This is a genomic window from Chryseobacterium sp. PMSZPI (assembly GCF_002835665.1).
Lineage (GTDB): Bacteria > Bacteroidota > Bacteroidia > Flavobacteriales > Weeksellaceae > Chryseobacterium.
The window spans coordinates 67,354-89,921 of the sequence record NZ_PIZV01000051.1; the positions used below are offsets into that span (position 1 = coordinate 67,354).

Below are 22,568 nucleotides of genomic sequence, written 5' to 3' on the forward strand. Positions count from 1 at the left end.
ACCACTTCTTTAATTTGTGAATAATTGATACTTTAGCCATAAATAAAAATCAAATAACATGAAAAAAGTTTTATCCTCATTTGCAGTTATCTTTTTGATGTCTTCAAATGTTTTCGCACAGAATATCCCTGTGGATTCTTCTGTAAGAATAGGTACTCTTTCCAACGGAATGAAGTACTATATTAAAAAAAACACATTACCTGAAAAAAAAGTAGATTTCCGTCTGGCAATCAATGCCGGATCTATTCTTGAAGATGAAAACCAAAGAGGGTTGGCTCACTTTATGGAGCACATGAACTTTAACGGAACCAAAAATTTCCCCGATAATAAATTAGTGGACTTTCTACAGTCAATCGGAGTAAAGTTCGGACAACACCTTAACGCTTATACAAGTTTTGATGAAACGGTTTATATGCTTCCTGTTCCGTTAGATAAACCGGGAAATTTGGATGCCGGATTGAAAGTAATGGAAGATTGGGCTTTTAATGCAACTCTTTCCGACGAACAAATTAATAAAGAAAGAGGAGTCGTATTGGAGGAGCTAAGACTTGGTCTTGGAGCAGATAAAAGAATGATGGATAAATATCTTCCGAAATTATTATATAAGTCCCAATATGCAGACAGGTTGCCAATTGGTAAAAAAGAAATACTGGAAAATTTCAAGCCTGATGTGATTAGACAATTCCATAAAGATTGGTACAGACCGGATCTGATGGCAATTGTGGCGGTAGGAGACATCAATGTAGATGAAGTTGAAAAGAAAATTAAAGACAACTTCAGTAAATATAAGAACCCTTCCAACCCAAGGGAAAGAAAATCTTTTGATCTTCCTAACCATAAAGAAACGTTGGTAGCCATCGAAACAGATCCTGACGCTACAAGCTCAATGGTGCAATTTATTATGAAAGACTCTGAAGCTTATAAACCTGATGTTACTGTTGAACAGTATAATCAGAGTGTGATAGAAGGTCTTTCTACTACCATGTTAAATAACAGGTTAAGAGAGTTGATTAATTCAACCAACCCTCCTTTTACTTACGGATCTGTATATCACGGAGGAACATATGCAAGAAGTAAAGAAGCCTTCCAGGGATTCGCAATGGTGAAAGAAGGAAATCAACTGAGTGCATTGAAAGTTTTATTGGAAGAAGTAGAACGAGCAAAACGATTTGGATTTACACAATCTGAACTAGACAGAGCAAAATCTCAAATGATTTCTAATCTGGAAAGATCGTATAATAACAGAGATAAAACGGAAAGTGATATGCTGGTAGGAGAGTATGTAAGAAACTTCCTGGAGCAGGAACCAATGCCGGGAATTGCCTGGGAATATGAAGATACCAAATCATTCTTACCAAAGGTTACATTGGCACAGACCAATGAAGTGATCAAGAAAATGGTGAAAGATGATAGCCGCGTTATTGTTATAACAGGTCCTAAAAAAGATAATGTCACTATGCCGACAGAAGCGATGGTTCTTAATACCTTTGATGCTGTAAAAATGGCTGATCTTAAACCTTATGAAGAGAAGGCTACCATTAAAAACTTAATAAAACCTTTCAAATCTGAAGGAAAGATTGCTAAAACAGAGACAGATGCTAAGTTGGGAACAACAACCTGGACTTTAAGCAACGGTGCCAAAGTGACTTTCAAAAAAACAGACTTCAAGGATGATGAGATCGTATTTACAGCAAGAAGTTTAGGAGGTAATTCCCTAATTCCTGATACAGACTATAATAAGACACAGTTTGCCTTTCCTGCATTAACGGAAGCTGGTGTAGGCGGATTCTCAAAAGCAGACCTTACCAACTATCTTGCAGGTAAACAGGTTAATGTAAACCCTTCAGTAGGAAGCCTTTTTGAAGGTGTTTCCGGACGTACGAATCAAAAAGATTTAGGAACTGCTATGGAGCTTATGTATGCGTACTTTACCAATCTGAATTACAATCCGGCATCTTTCAATGCATATAAAGAAAAACAGTCTGCTATGCTGAATAACCTGTTATCCAATCCACAGGCGTATTTTTCCAATGAGCATGCAAAATTTATGAACCAGAAGAATCCTAGATTCATTGGAATTTTCCCAATGGAAAAAGATTGGGCGAATACAGATTATAAAAAAGCATATGATATCTATAAAGATAAGTTTGCGAATGCCGGAAACTTCCAATTTTACTTTGTAGGAAATATTGATGAAGCGAAATTCAAAAATGAGGTATTACAGTATATTGCCAGCTTACCGTCATCAGGAAAAACGACTTCATTTAAAGATACAGGATACAGACCTATGACCGGAGAGTATACGAAGGTTTATAAAAAAGGAAAAGATCCTAAGAGTATGGTAACTATTTCATATAGCGGAGAGGCTCCTTATAACGAAAAAGAAGCGTTAGCATTGTCTGCTCTTGGTGAAGTTGCCACCATCAAAGTCATTGAGAAATTAAGAGAAGACGAAAGTGGAATTTATGGAGGAGGTGCTAGAGGTGGTATGAATAAGGTTCCTTACAGTACCTATAATTTTAGTATTAGTTTCCCATGTGGCCCTGAAAATACTGAAAAACTTACAAAAAGTGCTATTGCCGAACTTCAAAAACTCATAGATAAAGGGCCTGAGCAAAAAGACCTGGATAAATATAAAGAAGGTGAGTACAACGACAATAAGACAGAACTTAAAGATAATATGTACTGGTTGAATAGTATTGCTAAAAATCAATTGGATGGAAGTGATAAATATGATATTCTAAATTATCAGGATAAAGTAAAAGCGCTTACCGTAAAAGATCTTCAGGATGTTGCTAAAAAATATCTTTCTAAGGGAAGAATTATCGCAATGCTTATGCCGGAAGATGGTTGGGAAAATGCCAAAAAGAATGATATAAAAGCAGAAGTAACAAGTGCTACAGTAGTAAAACAATAATTATAACCATATAAAATAGAAAACCGCAGATTAGTCTGCGGTTTTTTGTATGTGTATAAATATAAAAATTATATTTAATTGAAAGAGAATTAGGAGATATTAATAAGAAAAGAATGTGTCTTAATAATTTTTTTCTTTATGCTAATCCTGCTTTAATAATATTGGTTTATAAAAAATGAAAAATAATAACATTATTTAAATTAATAGTTGATAGGTCATGTGATTATTGTAATGTATTGAATATAAATAATCACTTATTAGTGAATATTTTTTAAGTTTTTGAAGTATACTTGTATTGCAAAATATACCACATGAACCAAATATTAATAGAAAAAAATCAACTTGCCGGAGGCCTGGAATCACTTGCCGCCTTGACTGAATTTAAAGAGAACATTATCCCATATATTGGGGAAGCAGCACCCTATGTATTTGTTCCTGAAAATATTATTATTCATAATGATCATAAGATAGAAACAGAGATTACCGATTGTGATTTTAAAAATGAAAATTTTATTGATCTATTAAAGATCCTGACCTCTTTTGGAACCAGTAATTTATACAGGATTTTACAGGATACTTCCAAAAAGAAAATCTATTTTTTGGCCGAAAAGTTGAGGGCAGTAAAACTTTCTTATAGTGAAATTCCTCATTCTATCTCAGTGACTTGTGAAAGTATTTTAGAATCAAAAAGAAAAGGTAAATCTTTCTTCAATGTAAAAAATCTGATTACTCAGGAAATATTGTATTCGTATGAAGCAGATTACCATATCATCGAAAAAAGTGCGTTTGAAAATTTATATGAACATCTCTTCAATGATACCATTATTGAACATTATGGTGACGTACTTCCTGAAACCATGATAGATGTAGAGGACGATCAGCGATTTAGAATTTTAATAGAGCCCTTCACCCTTAATCAATGCAAAGGTCATTTTGAAAGTTATCCCATTGTCTCTGTTGCTTTTACTGCAAAGTCCATTTTAAAGGGAATTTTCGATTTTTTAGGGAAGAATAGTCTTTATGAATTAGATAGTATTAGCATCTATCAAACCAAAATAATGCCTCCGGGAAAAGAACTTATAATCCATGTTTCTCGGTATAAATTTTTAAAAAATTTAACCCATTTCAAATGTGAAGTGAAAGACGCTTGTGGAGAAATCTATGGGACATATATTATTAGTATGAAATCTAAGGCACTTTCACAAGCATAATATATTACATTATTTAAAGTCCGGAATCCATCACTGGATTCCGGATTATTTTTAAGCTCCATATTCTTTTTTCCATTCGTCGGCTGCTTCGCTTAGAACCGTATAAAATTCTTCGCCATATTTTCTTATTAATGGTGTTTTTAAGAATTTATAAACAGGAACCTGAAGTTCTTTTCCAAGAGTACAGGCATCGCTGCAAACATTCCACTCATGATAATTTAGAGCCGTAAATGCAGAGTATTCTGTAACCCTGATAGGATATAGATGACAGGAAATCGGTTTTTGCCAGTCTACAGCACCATCTTCGTAAGCTTTTTCAATACCACATTTGGTAATTCCTTTTTCATCGAAAGTAACATATGCACATTCGCGGTCCTCCACCATGGGAGTAACATACATTCCGTCGTGTGGATCAGTAGTCCATGTTCCTTGCTCTTCAAGGGCTTTAATACCTTCCTGTGTAAGATAAGGCTTTATTTTATCAAAAATACTGTCCAAAATTTCAAGCTCGTTTTTATCCAACGGAGCTCCTACATCTCCTTCCACACAACATGCTCCCTTACATTTGGTAAGGTTGCAAACAAATTCTTCGGAAAAGATTTCCTCAGAAATCAATTTATTGTCTATCTGAATCATAATTTTTTAAAATAAATTAAAGACAGTACCTGCCTTAAAGGTTAATAAGCTAATAATAATAAGCCATACACTGGCTTCACGCATCCAATATTTTGGTAAAAATCGCATCATTCTGCTCAGAATAATACTTGAAGGAAATGCCAAAAGTAGCAAATATTCATAGTTTTTATTCATGTACAAAATGACTGTTACAAGCTGGGCAGCAGAAAATACTAATAGAAATGTATATTTATATCTGCTTATCGGGCTTTTCTTATTATAATTTTTAAAATGATCATACACTGCATAAATAAGCATCAGAACAACCGGAATCAATGGAAGAAGTTCTGTATAATCTGTCACAGGCTTCATTTTTCCAAATGGGAAATAATCGATATTCCAGGAAGTAAACTGTACGAAATACATTACAGAAAAATAACTGAAGGCGATCAAAATGACTCCCAATAGAAATCTGAAAAGGTTTAATCCTATTTTTGCAGAGGTAGCCACTACGTGAATAATCACAAAAACAGCCATTGGCCAGGTTGTTGGCAGAAAAATAAAATTGAGTGCAACAATAGCCCCTACCAATACATATGACTTTTTTCTAATGTCTTCATCTGCACTGGTCAAAAGAAGAATGAGAAAAGAATTGGTGAGTAATGAGACTGCAATTCCTATATCCAAATTTCCCGGATACAATCCAAAAACGAAAAAAGTATATAAAAATAAAGGCAAATGAGTCTGGTAATTCAGGGCGATACTGTGAAAACAAAAATACCCTAATGCAATTCCCAGAAAAGTAATTCCGGCAACAATAGCTTCATAAGTGTTGAAATTCAGTATGTTAAATATTATTACTACTAAAAGAAGAAAACCAATATACACTGGGATTGAAAAAATATTGCTTTCTTTTGAAAGTAATTTAAACATTTTTTATAAATTTGTACAAAGTTAATTTAAAAAAGGAAAATAATGACGTCTTTCTTTCTATTCTTAAGCAAAGTTTTCAAATGGTCTTTCGGTTTCTTTGATGCTTTCGGTAATGTTTTAAACTGGATTCTATTTTTAGTTTGCTGTGTACTATTCACTTATTGGTGCTACGTACTAGTGGTGACACTAGGTGGCGATAAAGATAAAGACTATTATTCTCCAACGGAAGGTAAGCATCCTTACTATGATCCGAAAATCTACAAAAAAGAAGGTTAATTAATTGGTTATATAGTAAAAAACCGATCAAATAATTTTATTTGATCGGTTTTTTTATTACTAACGATTAAAATTCAATTTTTTACTTTTGGTCATGAATGGGAAGTACTAAAACCGGAACCGGTGAACTCTTTGTAAGTCCTTTTGTTAAACTTCCTACAAATACATCATAAATTCCACTTCTACCGTGAGACCCCATGACAATATAATCTGCGTTTTTCGCTTTGGCATGCTCCAAAATAATGTCTTTGGCAAGACCTTGTTTTAAAAGATGTTCACAATCAATATCATGAGCCAGAATTCTTTGTTCAATTTTATTAAGCTGAACCAATTCTTCTCTGATTTCATTGGCTTCCACCTCCGGGAAATACTGGAATCCCATATCTCCTATCGCAAACCCGATGTCTGAAGGAGCTACATGTATGAGGTAGATTCTACCGTTAAGCTGTTTTGCAAATTTTATGGCACCTTCTACCAGTTGGTCTGTTTTGTCCCCAAAATCTACGGGCAATATAATATTTATCATAACCTTTCATTTTGTTACCTAAAGATATGAAAAAAATGCCAGACTTTTATGTTAAATACTTATAATATTCGGATATCAAGAATTTTTTCCTCTTCAAGGTAAGCCTCAAGGATATCATTTTCGTCAACTTTTCCAACACCTTTTGGAGTCCCTGTAAAAATAAGATCACCTACTCTTAATGTGAAATATTGTGAGGCAAAAGCAATAATATCATCAAAATAGAACAGCATGTCTTTGGTGTTACCATCCTGCACCTTTTCTTTATTCTTTAATAACGAGAACGATAGGTTTTCAAGATTATAATTTTCTTTTTTAAAGAAGTTTCCTACAACAGCAGAACCGTCAAAGCCTTTAGCCAGTTCCCATGGAAGGCCTTTGGACTTAAGTTCGCTCTGAAGATCTCTAGCTGTGAAATCAATTCCTAAGCTAAGTTCTTCGTAATGTTTGTGAGCTGTTTCTTTCTGAATATATTTTCCCCCTTTTGAAATTTTCAAAACAACCTCTAGTTCATAGTGGATGTCATTTGAGAATTCCGGAATATAAAAATCATTTCCTTTTAAAACGGCTGTGTCCGGTTTTATAAAAATAACTGGGCTTTCAGGAACCTCATTTCCTAATTCTTTTGCGTGTTCGCTGTAGTTTCTTCCGATGCAGATGATTTTCATAATTCTTTATTTATTTTTTTGAAGCTACGCCATTGTCGCGATCTTCCTGTATTTGATGTAAACTTATTATAAGTTCAGAATTTAAATTTTTATTCTTAGTGGGTAAATTCATTTCCGCAATAGTAACACACAAACTTATGACTTGTCAAAAATGAAATTCCGAAAAAGCTGGTGGCACTGTCATCTCTGTAAATATGATTGGAACCACACTTAGGACATACAAAATCAAATTCAGGATTACCGATGGTGTGTTCTACTTCAAGAGCATAAGCTTCATTTTCCTTATAATCCTGAAGAATTTGTTTTGCTTTTTCAACATCATCTTCAAAAACCTGAAGCTGAATTCCGCCCACTGCTTGCGAAAGCAACCAATCCGACTGAATAAGCTGCTCGTTTGCAATGAAACTATTGACCCCGTTTTCGGCCAATATTTGTTTGTCTCTATTGGCTTCGAGGGCAGTTTCATAAAATTTAAAACGAACCAGATCAGACATTATTTAAAATTTAGCAGATAATTGAATTTTCGTAAATACTTTCTTGGTATACAATGGAAAGTCGGCATTCTGAAGCCATCCAAAATACCCCAAATCCTTTTGGAATACTGCTTTCACCCCCTGACCTTTATACTTTCCAAAGTTAAAAACCTCTTCCATTTTTTCGTTGTATCCTATAAATCCGGCAAGGTCCGCATTTTTATTATGAAATGTGAATTCGCTTAAAGGACTTATTTCATTAGGAATGTCATCATATTTACCTACTTGGGCATCCAGTACTTCAAAAGTTGCCATCACATCAGCTTCTGCAGAATGCGCATTTTCTAATGTCTTCCCACAATAAAACTGATATGCAGCCCCTAAATTTCTGGGCTCCTTTTTATGGAAAATAGTTTGGGCATCCACTAATTTGAACTTGCTAAGGTCAAAATCCATTCCTACTCTTAACAGCTCTTCTGCCAAAAGAGGAACGTCAAATCTATTTGAATTAAACCCTCCCAAATCACTTCCGGTAATCATTTCCATGATTTTTGAAGCAATTTCTTTGAAGGTAGGAGCATCTTTTACATCTTCATCATAAATTCCATGGATTTCGCTGCTTTCTTTTGGAATTGACATTTCCGGATTTACACGCCATGTTCTACTTTCTCTGGAAGCATCAGGGTTTACCTTTAATATACAGATCTCAACGATTCTGTCTTTTCCAATGTTGGTTCCTGTCGTTTCAAGGTCAAAAATACAAAGTGGTTTATGGAGTTTTAAATTCATGTTGATTAATAATAATTTGAAAATGTGTTAATTTGAAAATGAGATAATACCATTGTGGATATATCTCAGATAAGTTTTATAATCTCTATTTTAGCTGCCCTTGAAAAATAAGGGATACTAATATATAATAGATCACCAGCATCGGGATTCCTACAGTCTGGAAAATGGCAAGGATAACAATGCCACCCACCAATAAGGCAATCTTCGGATAGTTATCTTTTAATTGTTTGGATTTAAATTTCATGGCAATCATTTTTATAGGACTGATCAGAAGCCATGAAGTAATGACTGTTAATAATAGTAATAGCAATTCATTTGCAAACAGAAAACTGAAATTCCCTGTTTCTTTAAAAGCATAATATAATCCGAAAAGTAGTACTGTATTGGTAGGGGTGTTCAACCCTTTGAAATAATAACGCTGCTCCTCATCAAGGTTAAAAATAGCAAGCCTTAAACAAGAAAATACAGTTACCAATAATCCCATATATTTAATTTCAAATGGAAAATGTAACCCAAGGAGCTCACTTCCAAATGGTTCAAGAGCCTTATACATTGTAAGTCCGGGAATAACTCCAAAACTAACCATGTCAGCAAGAGAATCCAGCTGAAGCCCCAGATTTGAATTTGATTTTAAAGCTCTGGCCACAAAACCATCAAAAAAATCGAAAATAGCTGAGAGCACAAGACAAATCGCAGTTGTCTGATAGTCTCCTAAAATAAGATGTATAGCACCTATACAACCTGCAAATAAATTAGCCAGAGTTAGGGCATTAGCCAGATTATTCTTTATAAAATTCATAATTACAAAATTACATTTTTTAAAAGTTCTATGTCAAAATAATATGAACTAAAAAAGGCATTAAAGTGATTTTGATGTAAATTTGCCCCATGAAATTTTTAAAAGAATTTAGAAAAGAGGAACTTCTGGTATTATTATACAGAATTTTTTTAGCATACTTCTTTTATCAGATCGCAAGATTTTTGTTTTGGTACTTTAATAAAGATTTAATAAAAGTAGAGTCTCTTTCAGATTATATAAAACTGGCTTATCATGGTATTGCTTTCGATACGACGGCTATCTTGTATGTGAATGCATTATTCATACTTCTCAGTTTGCTTCCATTGGTAATCAATACTCAAAAAGGATTTCAAAAAGTCCTTTTCTGGATTTACTTCATCACAAACGGATTGGCTTATGCGATGAATTTTGGTGATTTTATTTACTATAAATTCTCACAGGCAAGGCTTACTTCTGCTGTATTTCAGGTGGCTGAGCATGAATCTAATGTGTCCCAGACATTGATGATCTCCATTGGACAACACCCTTTTGTGCTGGTTTGGTATTTGGTTTTGATGATGCTTTGGGTTTTTCTTTATAAGAAAGTAAAGGTTAAAGAAAAGAAACCTGTTCGATTACTTCCATACTTCCTGACTTCTATCATTACTTTATGTATTACAACAGTATTGGTAGTAGGAGGAATACGGGGAGATTTCAAACATAGTACGAGACCTATCAATATGGTGGATGCAACTCGTTTTGTAACAAATCCATTACAAGGAAACGTAGTTCTTAACAGTACATTCTCCTTTTTCAGGACTTTAGGTACTAATAATTTTAAAGAGGTTCATTTTGTAGACGAAAAGTATATTGAAGAAAATGTACAACCTTATAAAGTATACGACAGAAAAGTCCAAAACCGTCCAAATATTGTTATTTTTATTGTAGAATCTTTTGGAAGAGAATATTCGGGAGCTTTTAATAAAGATAAAAATATTAAAGATTATGTTTCTTACACTCCGTTTATGGATAGTCTGGCTTCTCAGAGTCTTATTTTCCCGAATACATTTGCAAACGGAAGGCAATCTATTCATGGGATGAGTAGTGTATTAGCAGGTATTCCGAGTCTTACGGATGCTTTTACAGGTTCACCATATTCCAACCAGAAAATTCAATCTATTGTTTCAGTATGTAATGATCTGGGATATGATACTTCTTTCTATCATGGAGCGCCTAATGGTTCCATGGGATTTCTTGGATTTGGAAATATTTTAGGATTTAAACACTATTATGGAAAAACGGAATACAATCATGATGAAGATTTTGACGGTATGTGGGCGATATGGGACGAACCATTTCTTCAGTATTTTGCTAAAAATGTAGGGAAGAAACAACCTTTTATGACAACTGTATTTACGGCATCATCACACCATCCTTTTAAAATCCCTGAAAAGTATAATGGGAAATTTAAAAAAGGAAAAATAGAAATGCATGAGCCAATACAGTATACCGATTATGCGATCAAAAAATACTTTGAAACGGCTAAAAAACAGCCTTGGTTCAACAATACAATCTTTGTATTCACAGGAGATCATACCAACCAGATTTATTACCCGGAATACGAAAAAGCAATGAATCGTTTTGCAGTTCCCCTTGTTTTTTATTCTCCAAACCCTGAATATAATCTTAAAGGAGTGAATCTTGAAACTGCACAACAAACAGATATTTATCCTACATTGGCAGACCTTATCGGATATAATAAACCCATCAGAAGCTGGGGGAAAAGTCTGGTAAGTGACAAAAATTATACTTCCATCATAGCCAATTCAGACGGAAACACTGAGCAGTTTATCATTGGAAACTATATGTATAGATTTGATGGTAAAGAAATCATTGGTGTCTATGATAAAAGTGATTTGAACCTTGAAAAAAATCTGATTGGTCAGCTGAAAACTCCTGAAGTAGAAAAAGGAAAACAAATAGCCAAAGCCTGGTATCAGGATTATATGGATAGGGTCATTAACAGGAAACTAAACTAGGAGGGAAGAAAAGTAAAGTAGGCTGATAAGGCGAAGAAAAGCTAAGAAACAGCATTGTGAAAAAGTAAAAGTATTAAGACCATAATACATAGATTCAACAATCTATTGTATGCTTAATATCCTTTATATTTTTTAGCTTTCTCAGCTTTTCTTCGCTTCATCAGCTTCCCCGCCTCTTTTTTCCTGCTTTATGCTTTGTATAATAAAAGTTTTTGTTTGTTGAAAATTAATTTATATTTTTATCAATACATACAGAAGTATGGCGTATTAGAATTAAAACTATAATAAATATGAAAAAATTATTATTAACATTCGTGCTTTCTTTATTTGGGGTGCTTACTTTTGCACAGATAGAAGGCAAGTGGAAAACGATAGATGATGAAACAAAACAAGCTAAATCTATTGTAGAAATATTTAAAAAATCAGACGGGAAGTATTATGGGAAAGTATCTCAATTGCTTATAAAGCCGGCTGATCCTAATTGTTCGTCATGTAAAGATGACAGAAAAGGAAAACCTATCCTGGGATTGGAGATTATCAGAGGACTGTCTAAAGATGGAGACGAATTTTCAGGAGGAACAATTACAGACCCGAAAACAGGGAAAACTTACAAATGTACTGTTACAAGAAGTGGGGATAAATTAAATGTAAGAGGATATCTTGGATTATCTTTATTAGGAAGAACTCAGGTTTGGGAAAAAGCAAACTAGTCTAGTTTAAATAGAATTTTAAGATGGCATTTCAGTAATGAAATGCCATTTTTTTTGAAAAAAACTGTAACGAAAATAAAATTGTTCCACTTATAGATTATGAGCACAGAACAGGAGAAAACATTTGTAGAATTTTTTAAGCCCAACCAAAGGCTTATCCACAAAATATGTAAAATATATACCGATAATGCTGAAGATCATAAAGATCTTTTCCAGGAAATTACCCTGCAGCTATGGAGGTCTTTTCCCGGATTTAAAGGAGAATCAAAATTTTCAACCTGGATGTATCGTGTAGCACTTAACACGGCAATGACCTTATTCAGAAAACCTCAAAAACGAAATTTTCAAGCATTTGATATTGATGTGTCCTCTTTAAAATTGGAATACGAAGATGATGAAGATAATGAGCATCAACTGAAAAAAATGTACAAAGCCATCTACGAATTATCAGATGTGGAAAAAGCCTTAATTATGATGTATCTGGAAGATAAACCTTATAAGGAAATAGGAGAGATCTTGGGGATAACAGAAGGAAATGCCAGAGTAAAGATGAATAGGGCTAAAAATAATTTAAAAAACAAAATAAACACAAAATAATATGGAAGAACTGGAATTATTGAAAAAAGATTGGAATAAAGAATCTAAGGAATTTCATGAATATTCTGAAAATGAAATTTATAAAATGATACAACATAAGTCTGTGTCTGTGACTAAAACACTATTGTTTATCGGACTGATTGAAGTTGTATTGTGGACTTTGTATGGATATCTGAATAAAGAGTTTCCCTATGTAAGGATAGGAATGTTTTTAATTTTTACCGGATGGATTATTTTTTTGTTTCGTAAAATGAAAACCGGACAGGATAGCATTACTTTAATGAAAAGTATTTTGAATGTAAGAAGACTAATCTTAGGTTATGCTTTTATTTCCTTGATATTAATAGTTGTGGACAGTATCATTCATTTTGATCATAATACAAGGGATTTTATGGCAGGGTTTAAAGATGGTTGGAATAAAGGACATGGTGCAAATGCTTTACCTGCTAACCCAAATATTATTACACCGGAACTTTGGAACTATGTGCTTTTTGGTATTTTTCTGATAATTGGACTTTATCTTTTATTTGTATTGTATAAAAGGACCTATGGGAAAATTTTACAGGATCTTAGGAAAAACTATAAAGAATTAAGCAATCAGGAAGACAAGTGATTTAAGAACGGAAGCTGGAAGATAGACGCTGGAGGTTTCTGTCTGCTGTTTTTAAAATAATTTAAGGTGACTATATACAGTTTTACACCATCGTCATTGACTACGTCGAAATAATATTCATCGACTGAAAGGAGATAATCTTCGATTTCTGACACAGACTGACAAGTTCATAATTATAAAATAACTACATTAGTGTAAGATTGTATATAATTACCTAATTTAAAATATAGCGGTGATGTTAACTTCAAAAAGCTCTCTTTTTATTTATGCAAACCGCAATAAACTTCCCTCTTCCAGCCTCCAGCTTCCTTTCCCGTAAAAATCCTTTTTTTGAATTATTATTAATATTAAAGCATCTTGCTCAAATGAAACGCCTTTTTGTTATGTGTGTAATAAAAAAACACTATTTTTGTAGTCTAAATTTTTCAAGAAAATATGGCAGAATATACTTTTCGTGAGGTAATTGCACAGGCAATGAGCGAGGAAATGCGTAAAGACGAATCCATCTATTTGATGGGGGAGGAAGTTGCAGAATATAATGGTGCATATAAAGCTTCAAAAGGAATGCTGGATGAATTTGGTCCAAAAAGAGTAATCGATACACCGATTGCAGAGCTTGGATTTGCAGGAATCTCCGTAGGAGCTGCAATGAATGGTAACAGACCCATCGTAGAATTTATGACCTTCAATTTCTCGTTAGTAGGAATTGATCAGATTATCAATAACGCGGCGAAAATCCGTCAAATGAGTGGTGGACAATGGAACTGTCCAATCGTTTTCCGTGGTCCGACTGCTTCTGCAGGACAACTAGGAGCTACTCACTCTCAGGCTTTTGAGAGCTGGTATGCAAACTGCCCGGGACTTAAAGTTGTAGTACCTTCAAATCCTTACGATGCGAAAGGATTATTGAAAACAGCTATCCAGGATAATGATCCGGTTATCTTCATGGAATCTGAGCAGATGTATGGTGATAAAATGGAAATCCCTGAAGAAGAATACTACTTGCCAATAGGAAAAGCTGATATTAAGAGAGAAGGTAAAGATGTTACTTTAGTTTCTTTTGGTAAAATCATGAAATTGGCGATCCAGGCAGCTGAAGATATGGAGAAAGAAGGAATCTCTGTAGAAGTTATCGATCTTAGAACAGTTCGTCCTCTTGATTTTGATACGATTTTAGAATCTGTAAAGAAAACAAATAGACTGGTTATTTTAGAAGAAGCTTGGCCATTCGGTTCTGTATCTTCTGAAATTACTTATATGGTACAGCAAAAAGCATTCGATTATTTAGATGCTCCGATCAAGAGAATTACCACTCCTGATGCACCTGCACCTTACTCTGCTGCATTATTTGCAGAATGGTTCCCTAAACTTGAAAAAGTAAAAGAGGAAATCAAAAAAGCGATGTACGTAAAATAATAATAATAGAAAAAAACTTCCGAAAGGAAGTTTTTTCATTTATTATATTCATGAAGAAAAATTCTTGACGTCATAAAATTAGTATAAATTTGCGCCTTTAAAATAAATTAAGCTGATATGGCAGAAGTTACAGAAGAGGGTTACCACTTTGACATAAAGAAACTTTCCTTTATTGGAGTTTTGGTGTCTTTAGGAATTGTTTTTGGAGATATTGGTACCTCTCCGCTTTACGTAATGAAAGCAATTGTGAATGCAAGATCCCAAGGAAGCAATATGCCTTTCAATGAATACATAGAAGGAGCTCTTTCCTGTATTATCTGGACCCTTACCCTGCAGACCACAATAAAATATGTGATTATTGCTTTAAGAGCAGATAACAAAGGTGAAGGCGGTATTCTTGCTTTGTTTTCACTGGTAAGAAACCTTAAGAAAGGATGGTTGTATCTCATTGCTATTATTGGTGCTGCTGCCCTTATTGCAGATGGAGTAATCACACCATCGCTTACCGTAATGTCAGCTATTGAAGGTCTTGAAATTTACAACCCTCATACCCCTGTTGTTCCTATTACAATCGGAATTTTGATTGCTATTTTTGTGGTACAGCAGTTCGGAACCAGCTTTATCGGGAAATTTTTTGGCCCTGTAATGGTTGTTTGGTTTTTAGTATTAGGCGGATTGGGAATCATGCATTTGAGTGAAAACTTTGAAATATTAAGATCTTTCAACCCTTATTATGCATATAAACTTATTGTCAATTCTCCAAGTGCAATTGTAATTTTAGGTGCTGTTTTTCTTTGTACAACCGGGGCAGAAGCACTTTATTCCGACTTAGGACACTGTGGTGCTAAAAATATCAGAGTAAGCTGGGCATTTGTTAAGATAATGCTTATTCTGAACTATCTGGGACAGGGAGCATGGCTTTTGACCAATTATAACAAACCAGGATTTTCTGTTGTAAACCCGTTCTTTGGAATTATGGAAGAGTGGATGATCATTCCGGGAGTAATTTTAGCAACAGCTGCTGCAATTATTGCCAGCCAGGCTTTGATTACAGGTTCTTTTACTATATTTTCAGAAGCAATGTCTCTTAATCTTTGGCCAAATCAGAAAATTGATTATCCTTCCGGAGTAAAAGGACAGATGTATATCCCAAGAATCAACTGGGGACTTCTTATTCTATGTATCATTGTTGTTTTACATTTCAAAGAATCAGGGAAAATGGAAGCAGCTTACGGGCTTTCCATTACAGTGACAATGTTAATGACAACCGTTTTACTGGTATTCTGGCTATTGAAACACAGAGTAAGCAAAGTTTTGATATTGTTTTTTGCATTAGTTTATATGGCTATTGAATTAGGATTCTTCAGTGCAAATATTATCAAATTCATGGAAGGTGGATGGATTACAGTGGTATTGGCTGGTTCTATCGGAGTTTCTATGTATGCATGGTATAATGGAAGGTTGATTAAGACAAGATTTATCCAATTTGTAAAAATAGATAAATATGTGTCTATTCTTAAGGATATGAAACTGGATGAAACCATTCCAAAATATGCCACAAACCTCGCTTATTTGAGCAGAGCAAAGAGAAATGATGAAGTTGAATCCAAAATCATTTATTCCATCATTAAGAAACAGCCGAAACGAGCTGATCACTATTTTATTTTAAGCATCGTTAACCAGGAAGATCCATATACATTCAAATATACTGTTGATGAAATTCTGCCTGGAACCGTTTATAAAATTAATTTCCTTTTAGGATTTAAGGTAGATCGAAGAATCAATGATTATTTTAATATGGTATTGAAAGACCTGATGGCTGATGGAACCATTCCTTCAAGAAGTAGTCATCCGTCTCTGAGAGCCCATGATATACCGCCGGATCTTAAATATGTGATTATAGATAACACCTATATCAACGATATACTTTTAACGGTTAAACAGAAAATTACCCTTAATATTTACAACTTTGTGAAGTATATCGGAAGTGATGACTTTAAAGCCTGGGGAGTATCTTCGCATAACGTTGAAGTAGAATCTGCTCCTATTACAGAACTTACAGTATATGATAATAAGATTGAACAATCTGGTTACTTCCGTCATAATTCTTAAACCCGGGTATAGGTAAGCATACTATCTATTTAAATAAAATTCAATAAATTTGTAGATAATTTTTTTAATGGATACAGTACAAAAAGAAAAAAATATAGCTTTAATTAAGGATGTTTTAAGAAACTACTTATTAGAAAAGGGGTTCAGAAACACACCTGAAAGATATACGATATTAGAAGAAATTTATAATATGGATCACCACTTTAATGTGGATGATCTATATCTTCTGATGATGCAGAAAAAATATCATGTTTCCAAAGCGACAATCTACAACACTATTGAGATTTTTCTTGACGCCGGATTAATCCGTAAGCATCAGTTTGGAGAAAAAACGTTGACCTCTTCGTCTTATGAGAAGTCTTATTTTGATAAGCAACACGATCACCTGGTGATCTATAAAAAAGATTCTGATAAAGAAATCGAAGAAATTATTGAATTCTGTGACCCAAGAATCCAAGGAATAAAAGAAGCAATTGAAGAAGCATTTGGCGTAAAAATTGATTCTCATTCGCTGTATTTTTATGGCACTAAGAATGATTAATTAATGAGAATATTCCTTTTTCTGTTTATCTTTATTTCTGCGCTTGCTTTTGCGCAGGATAAACCTGTTGTAAAGAGAGATCCTTATTTGCAAGCTCCTACAACTGCTCAACCGCAACAGTCGAAACCTGAAGATAAAATAAAGATCATCCATGCTGATGAGATTAAAAAAAGTCCCGAAAAATATGACGGGAATCAATATTTTATTGGTCATGTTCAGATTGAACACCAGGGATCCGTTCTTACAGCTGACGAAGTTGTTTTGTATAATGAAGAGAACTTTGTAAAGGCAATAGGTAATACAAAGCTTCAAAATGCGGACGGTTCAGTAATTACTGCAGGCGAAATGGAATATGATGGAAATACCCAAAAAGGTGTTGCCCGAAAAAACGTAGTCCTTATAGATCCTAAACAAACCATCAAAACAGATATTCTGTACTATGACAGGTTAGCCAATCAGGCATATTTTAATACTGGCGGAACCATTTCTGACAGCCAGGGAAATGTTATGTATACGAAATCTGCAACATATTTTCTGGATACGAAAATGATAGATTTTGTTGGGAATGTAAAAATAGATAATGCCCAGTATATCATTGAAGGGGCTAATATCAAACAAAATCAGAATACCAATACTGCTGAATTTTTCGGACCTACGACCATTACCAACAGAGCCAATCCTAAAAATAGGGTTTATACGGAAAGAGGAACCTACAGAATGGGAACTAAAGAAGCTTTCCTTAATAAAAATTCCAAAATCTTTTATAACGATAAAATTCTTACCGGTGATGATATGTACTTTAATCAGATCACAGGATTTGGTAAAGCAACAGGGAATGTAACTCTTGATGATCCTAAAGAAAGAAGATACATTAAAGGAGGGTATGGAGAAATCTTTGAGAAAAAAGATTCTTCTATGATGACCAAGAATCCTTATGCTGTTAAAATTATGGATAAGGATACTGCCTATTTTGCTGCAGAAAAGATTATTTCTTATCAAAGACCCGATTCGTTAGATATTAAGGTTAAGAAAAGTTATTTAAGAGCTTACAAAAAAGCACGTGTTTATAAATCGAACGCCCAGGGAAGAGCAGACTCTATAACATTCAATGAAACAGATGGTATTATGCATATGTATACCAAACCTATTCTTTGGAGTGGAGAGAAACAGGTGACAGGAGATAAAGTAGAAGCTTATTTTAATACGAAGAGTGAAAATATTGACTCACTGAGAGTGATTGGGAATGCCCTTGCCATCAGTAAAGTGGATTCATTAAATCTGAAAGACGAATTCAATCAGGTGAAAGGAAAATTCATGACAGTCTATTATGATAATAACAACATCAAAGAAGCTAAAGTCATTGGAAACGCGCAGTCCATTGTGTATGTAGATGATGTAGACCAGGAAACCAAACAACCTCAAAGAATCGGAATTACACTTTCTGCCTGTGGAATTATAGGGGCCTTATTTGAAGAAAGAGCTCTGCAGATTATTTCTTGTAGTATTGGGGCAACTTCAGATACCTATCCAATGAGTATGATAGAGCCGGCAAGGAGAAAGTTTCCAGATTTTAACTGGAATACGAAAGACCGTATCAGAAAATGGCAGGACATCCTGGTAGATACTCCTAATTACGAGGAAACAAAATACTCAGCAGATAATGAACTCTATGATAAAGCTCAGGAAGCTGTTGAAAAAGAAAAAGCAAAAGAAGAAGCTAAAAAACCGAAAAGGGTCAGAAAATAATAAAAAACCCGGGATAGACATAAGTTTATTCCGGGTTTTTTATTTTAATTATAATATGTTATTCCTTAATAAAGGTATGGTTTATTCTTTGTTCTGCGATTTTTAGAATATAAACACCTTTTGATAGGTTTTGAACTCCTATTTTTCCATCTTTTGGCTTTCCGGATTCTACTTGTTGACCAACTGTATTATAAATTTCATATTTTTTATCCCTTACTCCTTTTATATAGATAACATCTTTGGCAGGGTTAGGATAAAGATAGAATTGTTGATTCTTGGTAACTTCATTTGTTCCAAGATTAGGTAACGTAAGATTTTGTGCATAAATCTTTTCATTGGTATCTGATGATTTTTGTTCTTGAAATACAATTACATTTTGTCCGTTTATCGGAGCCAGGGAAGAAATAGATGTTTTCATAGCAGGATAAGTGGCCATTGGAAGATACTGTTGAGACCAGACAAAATTCCCTGTTGTATTCAATAAAACGGCATTAAGGGAAGCTTTATAAATATCAATTGATTTTTGGATAATAAAAAAAGGATTGTCATTGATTAAATAGAGGTTTCCTTCGTGAGTTCTAAATTCATTATCAATAGGAAATACTTGTTTAGCATTGTCGGAAAGAAGTCTTGTACCATTATTTTTATCAAACTTTTGAATATATTCTCCACTCATGTTTTGGGAAGGATTGGTATATTTTGCTATAGACCATATATGAGGTGAACCTGCCGTAGAAGCAATTTTAATGTCCACCTGATAATTGTTGGGATCTGTTGTAAAACTTACTCCATCTGGTCCCCAAGCTAAACTTCCATCTGAATTAATTTTCTGTAAATAAGCATAAATTGAAAATCCATCTGATGCCGTAAATCCGTAATAGAGATTATTTCCATCCACAACTCCGCTGTTTATTGAAACTAAAGATGTACTTTTTGTTGATATTTTCTTAGGAGAACTCCAAATTATAGTTCCATTACCGCTTAATTTCTGTGCAAACAAGCTGCCATATATCCCAGAACCTGATTTATTAAAGATAATTTCAATTTCATTGTTGGCTAACTCAAAGATGTCTGCAGGTTGCGATCCCTTTGTAGGATCATCTGAAAGAATTTGTATTGGTGCGGGCCATACAGCTTGTCCATTTTGATTAAACCTTTGAACTCTCGTATGATCTTGATTGACATAGCTTACAATGATATCACCATTGGATAAAGGCAAAACTTTTGGAGCTGTAGCCTCTCCTAATAATATTCCATTAGGCCATACTGAAGTACCTTGCGGGGTGATTTTAAATAAATAGCCATTATTGTTAGCCGTCCCGGTTACAGCAATATAAAAATTATTAGAAGAGTCTACAGCTGTTCCCTGAAGAAAAGTATAACTTGACATTGGAATCTGATTGCTGATCAGTAAACCATTACTTCCCAATGATTTATTCCCGTTTTGATCTAAAATTTGTAACCATAGTTCATAATTCTTAGGTGCAGGTACAGATTTCCAATAGGCAATATAGGTTTTGCCATCATTCATAGCAGCGGAAAAAGATGAGCCTAATGCTCCCGGATCCGCAACAAGTAAATTTACATTAAGGTTAGCATTCCATTGGGATTTAAGCATAATAATGGAATAAAACACCGCGGTGATCATAAATAGTTTTTTCATAATATAATGTTTTTATCAACTAAAGGTAAATAATTATCACTAAATAGTGAGGTTTAAATATCAAAAAAATGAAAATTATCTTTTGTTATTATTGTTGGATAATTTCGGCATTTGCTGAATGTTTTATAGCTTTGCTAAAATTTTTGAGACGATGGAAATGCATAATGATTTTTTTACATATCAGGCACAAACCACAAAATTTGCTGCAGGTTTTGAAGTTGAAAAAGCAGAAGGAAACTACATTTATGGCACTGATGGAAAAAGATACTTGGACTTTGTAGCAGGAGTTTCTGCCAATACCTTAGGACATTCGCATCCTAAAGTTATTAATGCAATCAAAGAACAGGCAGACAAATATCTTCACGTGATGGTGTATGGAGAGTACGCACAGGATAAACCTGTTGCTCTGTGTAAATTACTTGCAGAAGCTACTCCTGAACCACTGGAAATGACTTATCTTGTAAATAGTGGAGCAGAAGCAATTGATGGGAGTCTTAAATTAGCAAAACGATTTACAGGAAGAGAGGAAATTGTCTCTTTCAAAAATTCATACCACGGAAATACGCACGGTGCACTAAGTGTTTCCGGAAGTGAAAATCACAAAAGAGAGTTCCGTCCATTACTACCGATGGTTAGTTTTATTGAATTCAACAATGAAAACGATTTTGATAAAATTACGGAAAAAACAGCTTGCGTTATCCTTGAAACAATCCAGGGAGCAGCAGGATTTTTAGTTCCGGAAAATGATTATCTGATCAAATTAAAGAGAAGATGTGAAGAAGTAGGGGCACTTTTAATATTAGATGAAATTCAACCGGGGTTTGGTAGAACCGGAAAATTATTCTCTTTTGAACATTATGGAATCGTTCCAGATATTCTGGTAATGGGAAAAGGAATGGGAGGAGGAGTTCCGGTAGGAGCATTTATGAGTTCAAGAGAAATGATGGACACTTTGTCTCACTCACCAAAATTGGGTCACATTACAACATTTGGAGGAAACCCTTTAATTGCAGCGGCTAGCTATGCTACTTTAAAAGAAGTTTTGGAAAGTGGGTTAATGAATGAAGTGGAAGAAAAAGAAAAGCTATTCAGAGAACTTTTGGTTCATCCGAAGATTAAAAATATCAATGGAAGAGGATTAATGTTGGCTGTAAATCTTGGAAGCCCGGAATACACGTTACAAGTCGCAAAAAAATGCATGGAAAAAGGACTTATTGTTTTCTGGCAGCTATATAGAAATGAGTACCTGAGAATTTCTCCACCACTCACATTATCCATGGAAGAAATCAGACAAGGATGCCAGATTATACTAGACGTTCTTAATGAAGATTAAAAATAAGGTCTCTCCAGACGGAGAGATTTTTTTATGCTTAGCATGGGAGTTTTAGTTCCTCATACTTAACATAATAGATATTTAAAATCTCTGATAAATATCATACAGATTCTTTAAAAAAGTAACTGCTTTTTTGTGTAATAAAAAAATTAATTTATATATTGCGGGACGATAAAAACAAAGATTATATGGCGAAACATAAAGTCCATTACGAATTCCCAATGCACTGTCTATCAGAGATTTTATATGAATATCTGGCTACTGCGGAGGGGTTGTCTGAATGGTTTGCGGATGAGGTAACAGAGAAAGGTGATGATTTCTTTTTTAGCTGGGGCGGAGGACCTGCTGAAAAGGCCACTTTGATTAGATATAAGCCTGAAGGTTTCGTGCGTTTTAGATGGGAAGAAGACGAAGGAACTAAAAACTTCTTTGAAATGACTATCGTAATAGATGATATTACAGAAGATTTATCTCTAAATATTACAGATTTCTGTGAAGAAGGGGATGAAGAAGAAAACGCAATGTATTGGGAAAATCTTATTGAGAACCTCAGAATAAAATTAGGTGCAGCGTAATGTTGCACTGTATTAAATGATAAAACTGATGAACGATTTA

General features: G+C 34.1%; 21 protein-coding genes. 13 read left to right on the top strand and 8 right to left on the bottom strand.

Features of this window, described 5'->3' with window-relative positions:
- Positions 1-58 precede the first annotated feature (58 nt).
- Entirely contained in the window at positions 59-2,917 is a 2,859-nt protein-coding gene (locus tag CW752_RS09855; RefSeq protein WP_101239542.1) for a M16 family metallopeptidase, read from the top strand.
- A gap of 311 nt (positions 2,918-3,228) precedes the next feature.
- Complete coding sequence (locus CW752_RS09860) at positions 3,229-4,128, top strand: hypothetical protein (protein ID WP_101239543.1); 900 nt, start codon at positions 3,229-3,231, stop codon at positions 4,126-4,128.
- Positions 4,129-4,179: 51 nt separating this feature from the next.
- On the opposite strand, the gene CW752_RS09865 is transcribed toward CW752_RS09860, so the two are convergent.
- Positions 4,180-4,764: a DUF3109 family protein gene (locus CW752_RS09865; RefSeq protein ID WP_101239544.1), complete on the bottom strand. Its 585-nt coding sequence runs from the start codon at positions 4,762-4,764 to the stop codon at positions 4,180-4,182.
- A 6-nt stretch (positions 4,765-4,770) separates the two neighbouring features.
- Positions 4,771-5,676 carry a DUF6427 family protein gene (locus tag CW752_RS09870; RefSeq protein WP_101239545.1) on the bottom strand — a complete coding sequence of 302 codons (906 nt, stop codon included), beginning with the start codon at positions 5,674-5,676 and terminating at the stop codon, positions 4,771-4,773.
- A gap of 42 nt (positions 5,677-5,718) precedes the next feature.
- On the opposite strand from CW752_RS09870, the gene CW752_RS09875 reads away from it, so the two are divergent.
- On the top strand, positions 5,719-5,952 hold the full coding sequence (locus CW752_RS09875) for a DUF6341 family protein (protein ID WP_101239546.1): 234 nt from the start codon (positions 5,719-5,721) through the stop codon (positions 5,950-5,952).
- An 82-nt stretch (positions 5,953-6,034) separates the two neighbouring features.
- Here the strand turns inward: CW752_RS09875 and CW752_RS09880 are convergent, their stop codons facing one another.
- The 5 genes from CW752_RS09880 to CW752_RS09900 form a co-directional block, all read right to left on the bottom strand.
- Positions 6,035-6,478, bottom strand: coding sequence for a universal stress protein (locus tag CW752_RS09880; protein ID WP_101239547.1), 444 nt, complete (start codon positions 6,476-6,478; stop codon positions 6,035-6,037).
- A 59-nt stretch (positions 6,479-6,537) separates the two neighbouring features.
- Positions 6,538-7,143: a fumarylacetoacetate hydrolase family protein gene (locus tag CW752_RS09885; RefSeq protein WP_101239548.1), complete on the bottom strand. Its 606-nt coding sequence runs from the start codon at positions 7,141-7,143 to the stop codon at positions 6,538-6,540.
- 95 nt (positions 7,144-7,238) lie between these two features.
- Positions 7,239-7,637 (bottom strand): putative signal transducing protein, encoded by a 399-nt coding sequence (locus tag CW752_RS09890; protein WP_101239549.1) that lies wholly within the window; start codon positions 7,635-7,637, stop codon positions 7,239-7,241.
- A gap of 3 nt (positions 7,638-7,640) precedes the next feature.
- Positions 7,641-8,405, bottom strand: coding sequence for a 3'-5' exonuclease (locus CW752_RS09895; protein WP_101239550.1), 765 nt, complete (start codon positions 8,403-8,405; stop codon positions 7,641-7,643).
- Positions 8,406-8,490: 85 nt separating this feature from the next.
- Positions 8,491-9,204, bottom strand: a complete 714-nt coding sequence (locus tag CW752_RS09900) for a CDP-alcohol phosphatidyltransferase family protein (RefSeq protein ID WP_101239551.1) — start codon at positions 9,202-9,204, stop codon at positions 8,491-8,493.
- An 89-nt stretch (positions 9,205-9,293) separates the two neighbouring features.
- Between CW752_RS09900 and CW752_RS09905 the strand changes: the two genes are divergently transcribed.
- The 8 genes from CW752_RS09905 (at position 9,294) to CW752_RS09940 (ending at position 18,957) form a co-directional block, all read left to right on the top strand.
- On the top strand, positions 9,294-11,222 hold the full coding sequence (locus CW752_RS09905; RefSeq protein WP_101239552.1) for an LTA synthase family protein: 1,929 nt from the start codon (positions 9,294-9,296) through the stop codon (positions 11,220-11,222).
- Between the two features lie 290 nt (positions 11,223-11,512).
- Positions 11,513-11,932 (top strand): DUF2147 domain-containing protein, encoded by a 420-nt coding sequence (locus CW752_RS09910; RefSeq protein WP_101239553.1) that lies wholly within the window; start codon positions 11,513-11,515, stop codon positions 11,930-11,932.
- A gap of 99 nt (positions 11,933-12,031) precedes the next feature.
- Entirely contained in the window at positions 12,032-12,529 is a 498-nt protein-coding gene (locus CW752_RS09915) for an RNA polymerase sigma factor (RefSeq protein WP_101239554.1), read from the top strand.
- Position 12,530: 1 nt separating this feature from the next.
- A complete protein-coding gene (locus CW752_RS09920; RefSeq protein ID WP_101239555.1) occupies positions 12,531-13,142 on the top strand; it encodes a hypothetical protein in 612 nt (203 codons plus the stop codon).
- A 435-nt stretch (positions 13,143-13,577) separates the two neighbouring features.
- Positions 13,578-14,558 (top strand): pyruvate dehydrogenase complex E1 component subunit beta, encoded by a 981-nt coding sequence (locus CW752_RS09925; RefSeq protein WP_101239556.1) that lies wholly within the window; start codon positions 13,578-13,580, stop codon positions 14,556-14,558.
- A 117-nt stretch (positions 14,559-14,675) separates the two neighbouring features.
- Positions 14,676-16,670 carry a KUP/HAK/KT family potassium transporter gene (locus tag CW752_RS09930; protein ID WP_101239557.1) on the top strand — a complete coding sequence of 665 codons (1,995 nt, stop codon included), beginning with the start codon at positions 14,676-14,678 and terminating at the stop codon, positions 16,668-16,670.
- Positions 16,671-16,737: 67 nt separating this feature from the next.
- On the top strand, positions 16,738-17,211 hold the full coding sequence (locus CW752_RS09935) for a Fur family transcriptional regulator (RefSeq protein ID WP_027374694.1): 474 nt from the start codon (positions 16,738-16,740) through the stop codon (positions 17,209-17,211).
- Positions 17,212-17,214: 3 nt separating this feature from the next.
- Positions 17,215-18,957, top strand: coding sequence for an OstA-like protein (locus tag CW752_RS09940; RefSeq protein WP_101239558.1), 1,743 nt, complete (start codon positions 17,215-17,217; stop codon positions 18,955-18,957).
- 58 nt (positions 18,958-19,015) lie between these two features.
- On the opposite strand, the gene CW752_RS09945 is transcribed toward CW752_RS09940, so the two are convergent.
- Positions 19,016-20,620, bottom strand: coding sequence for a T9SS type A sorting domain-containing protein (locus CW752_RS09945; RefSeq protein ID WP_101239559.1), 1,605 nt, complete (start codon positions 20,618-20,620; stop codon positions 19,016-19,018).
- 157 nt (positions 20,621-20,777) lie between these two features.
- On the opposite strand from CW752_RS09945, the gene CW752_RS09950 reads away from it, so the two are divergent.
- Positions 20,778-21,953, top strand: a complete 1,176-nt coding sequence (locus CW752_RS09950) for an aspartate aminotransferase family protein (RefSeq protein ID WP_101239697.1) — start codon at positions 20,778-20,780, stop codon at positions 21,951-21,953.
- Between the two features lie 188 nt (positions 21,954-22,141).
- Positions 22,142-22,528 carry an START-like domain-containing protein gene (locus tag CW752_RS09955; protein ID WP_101239698.1) on the top strand — a complete coding sequence of 129 codons (387 nt, stop codon included), beginning with the start codon at positions 22,142-22,144 and terminating at the stop codon, positions 22,526-22,528.
- The last annotated feature ends 40 nt before the right edge of the window (positions 22,529-22,568 follow it).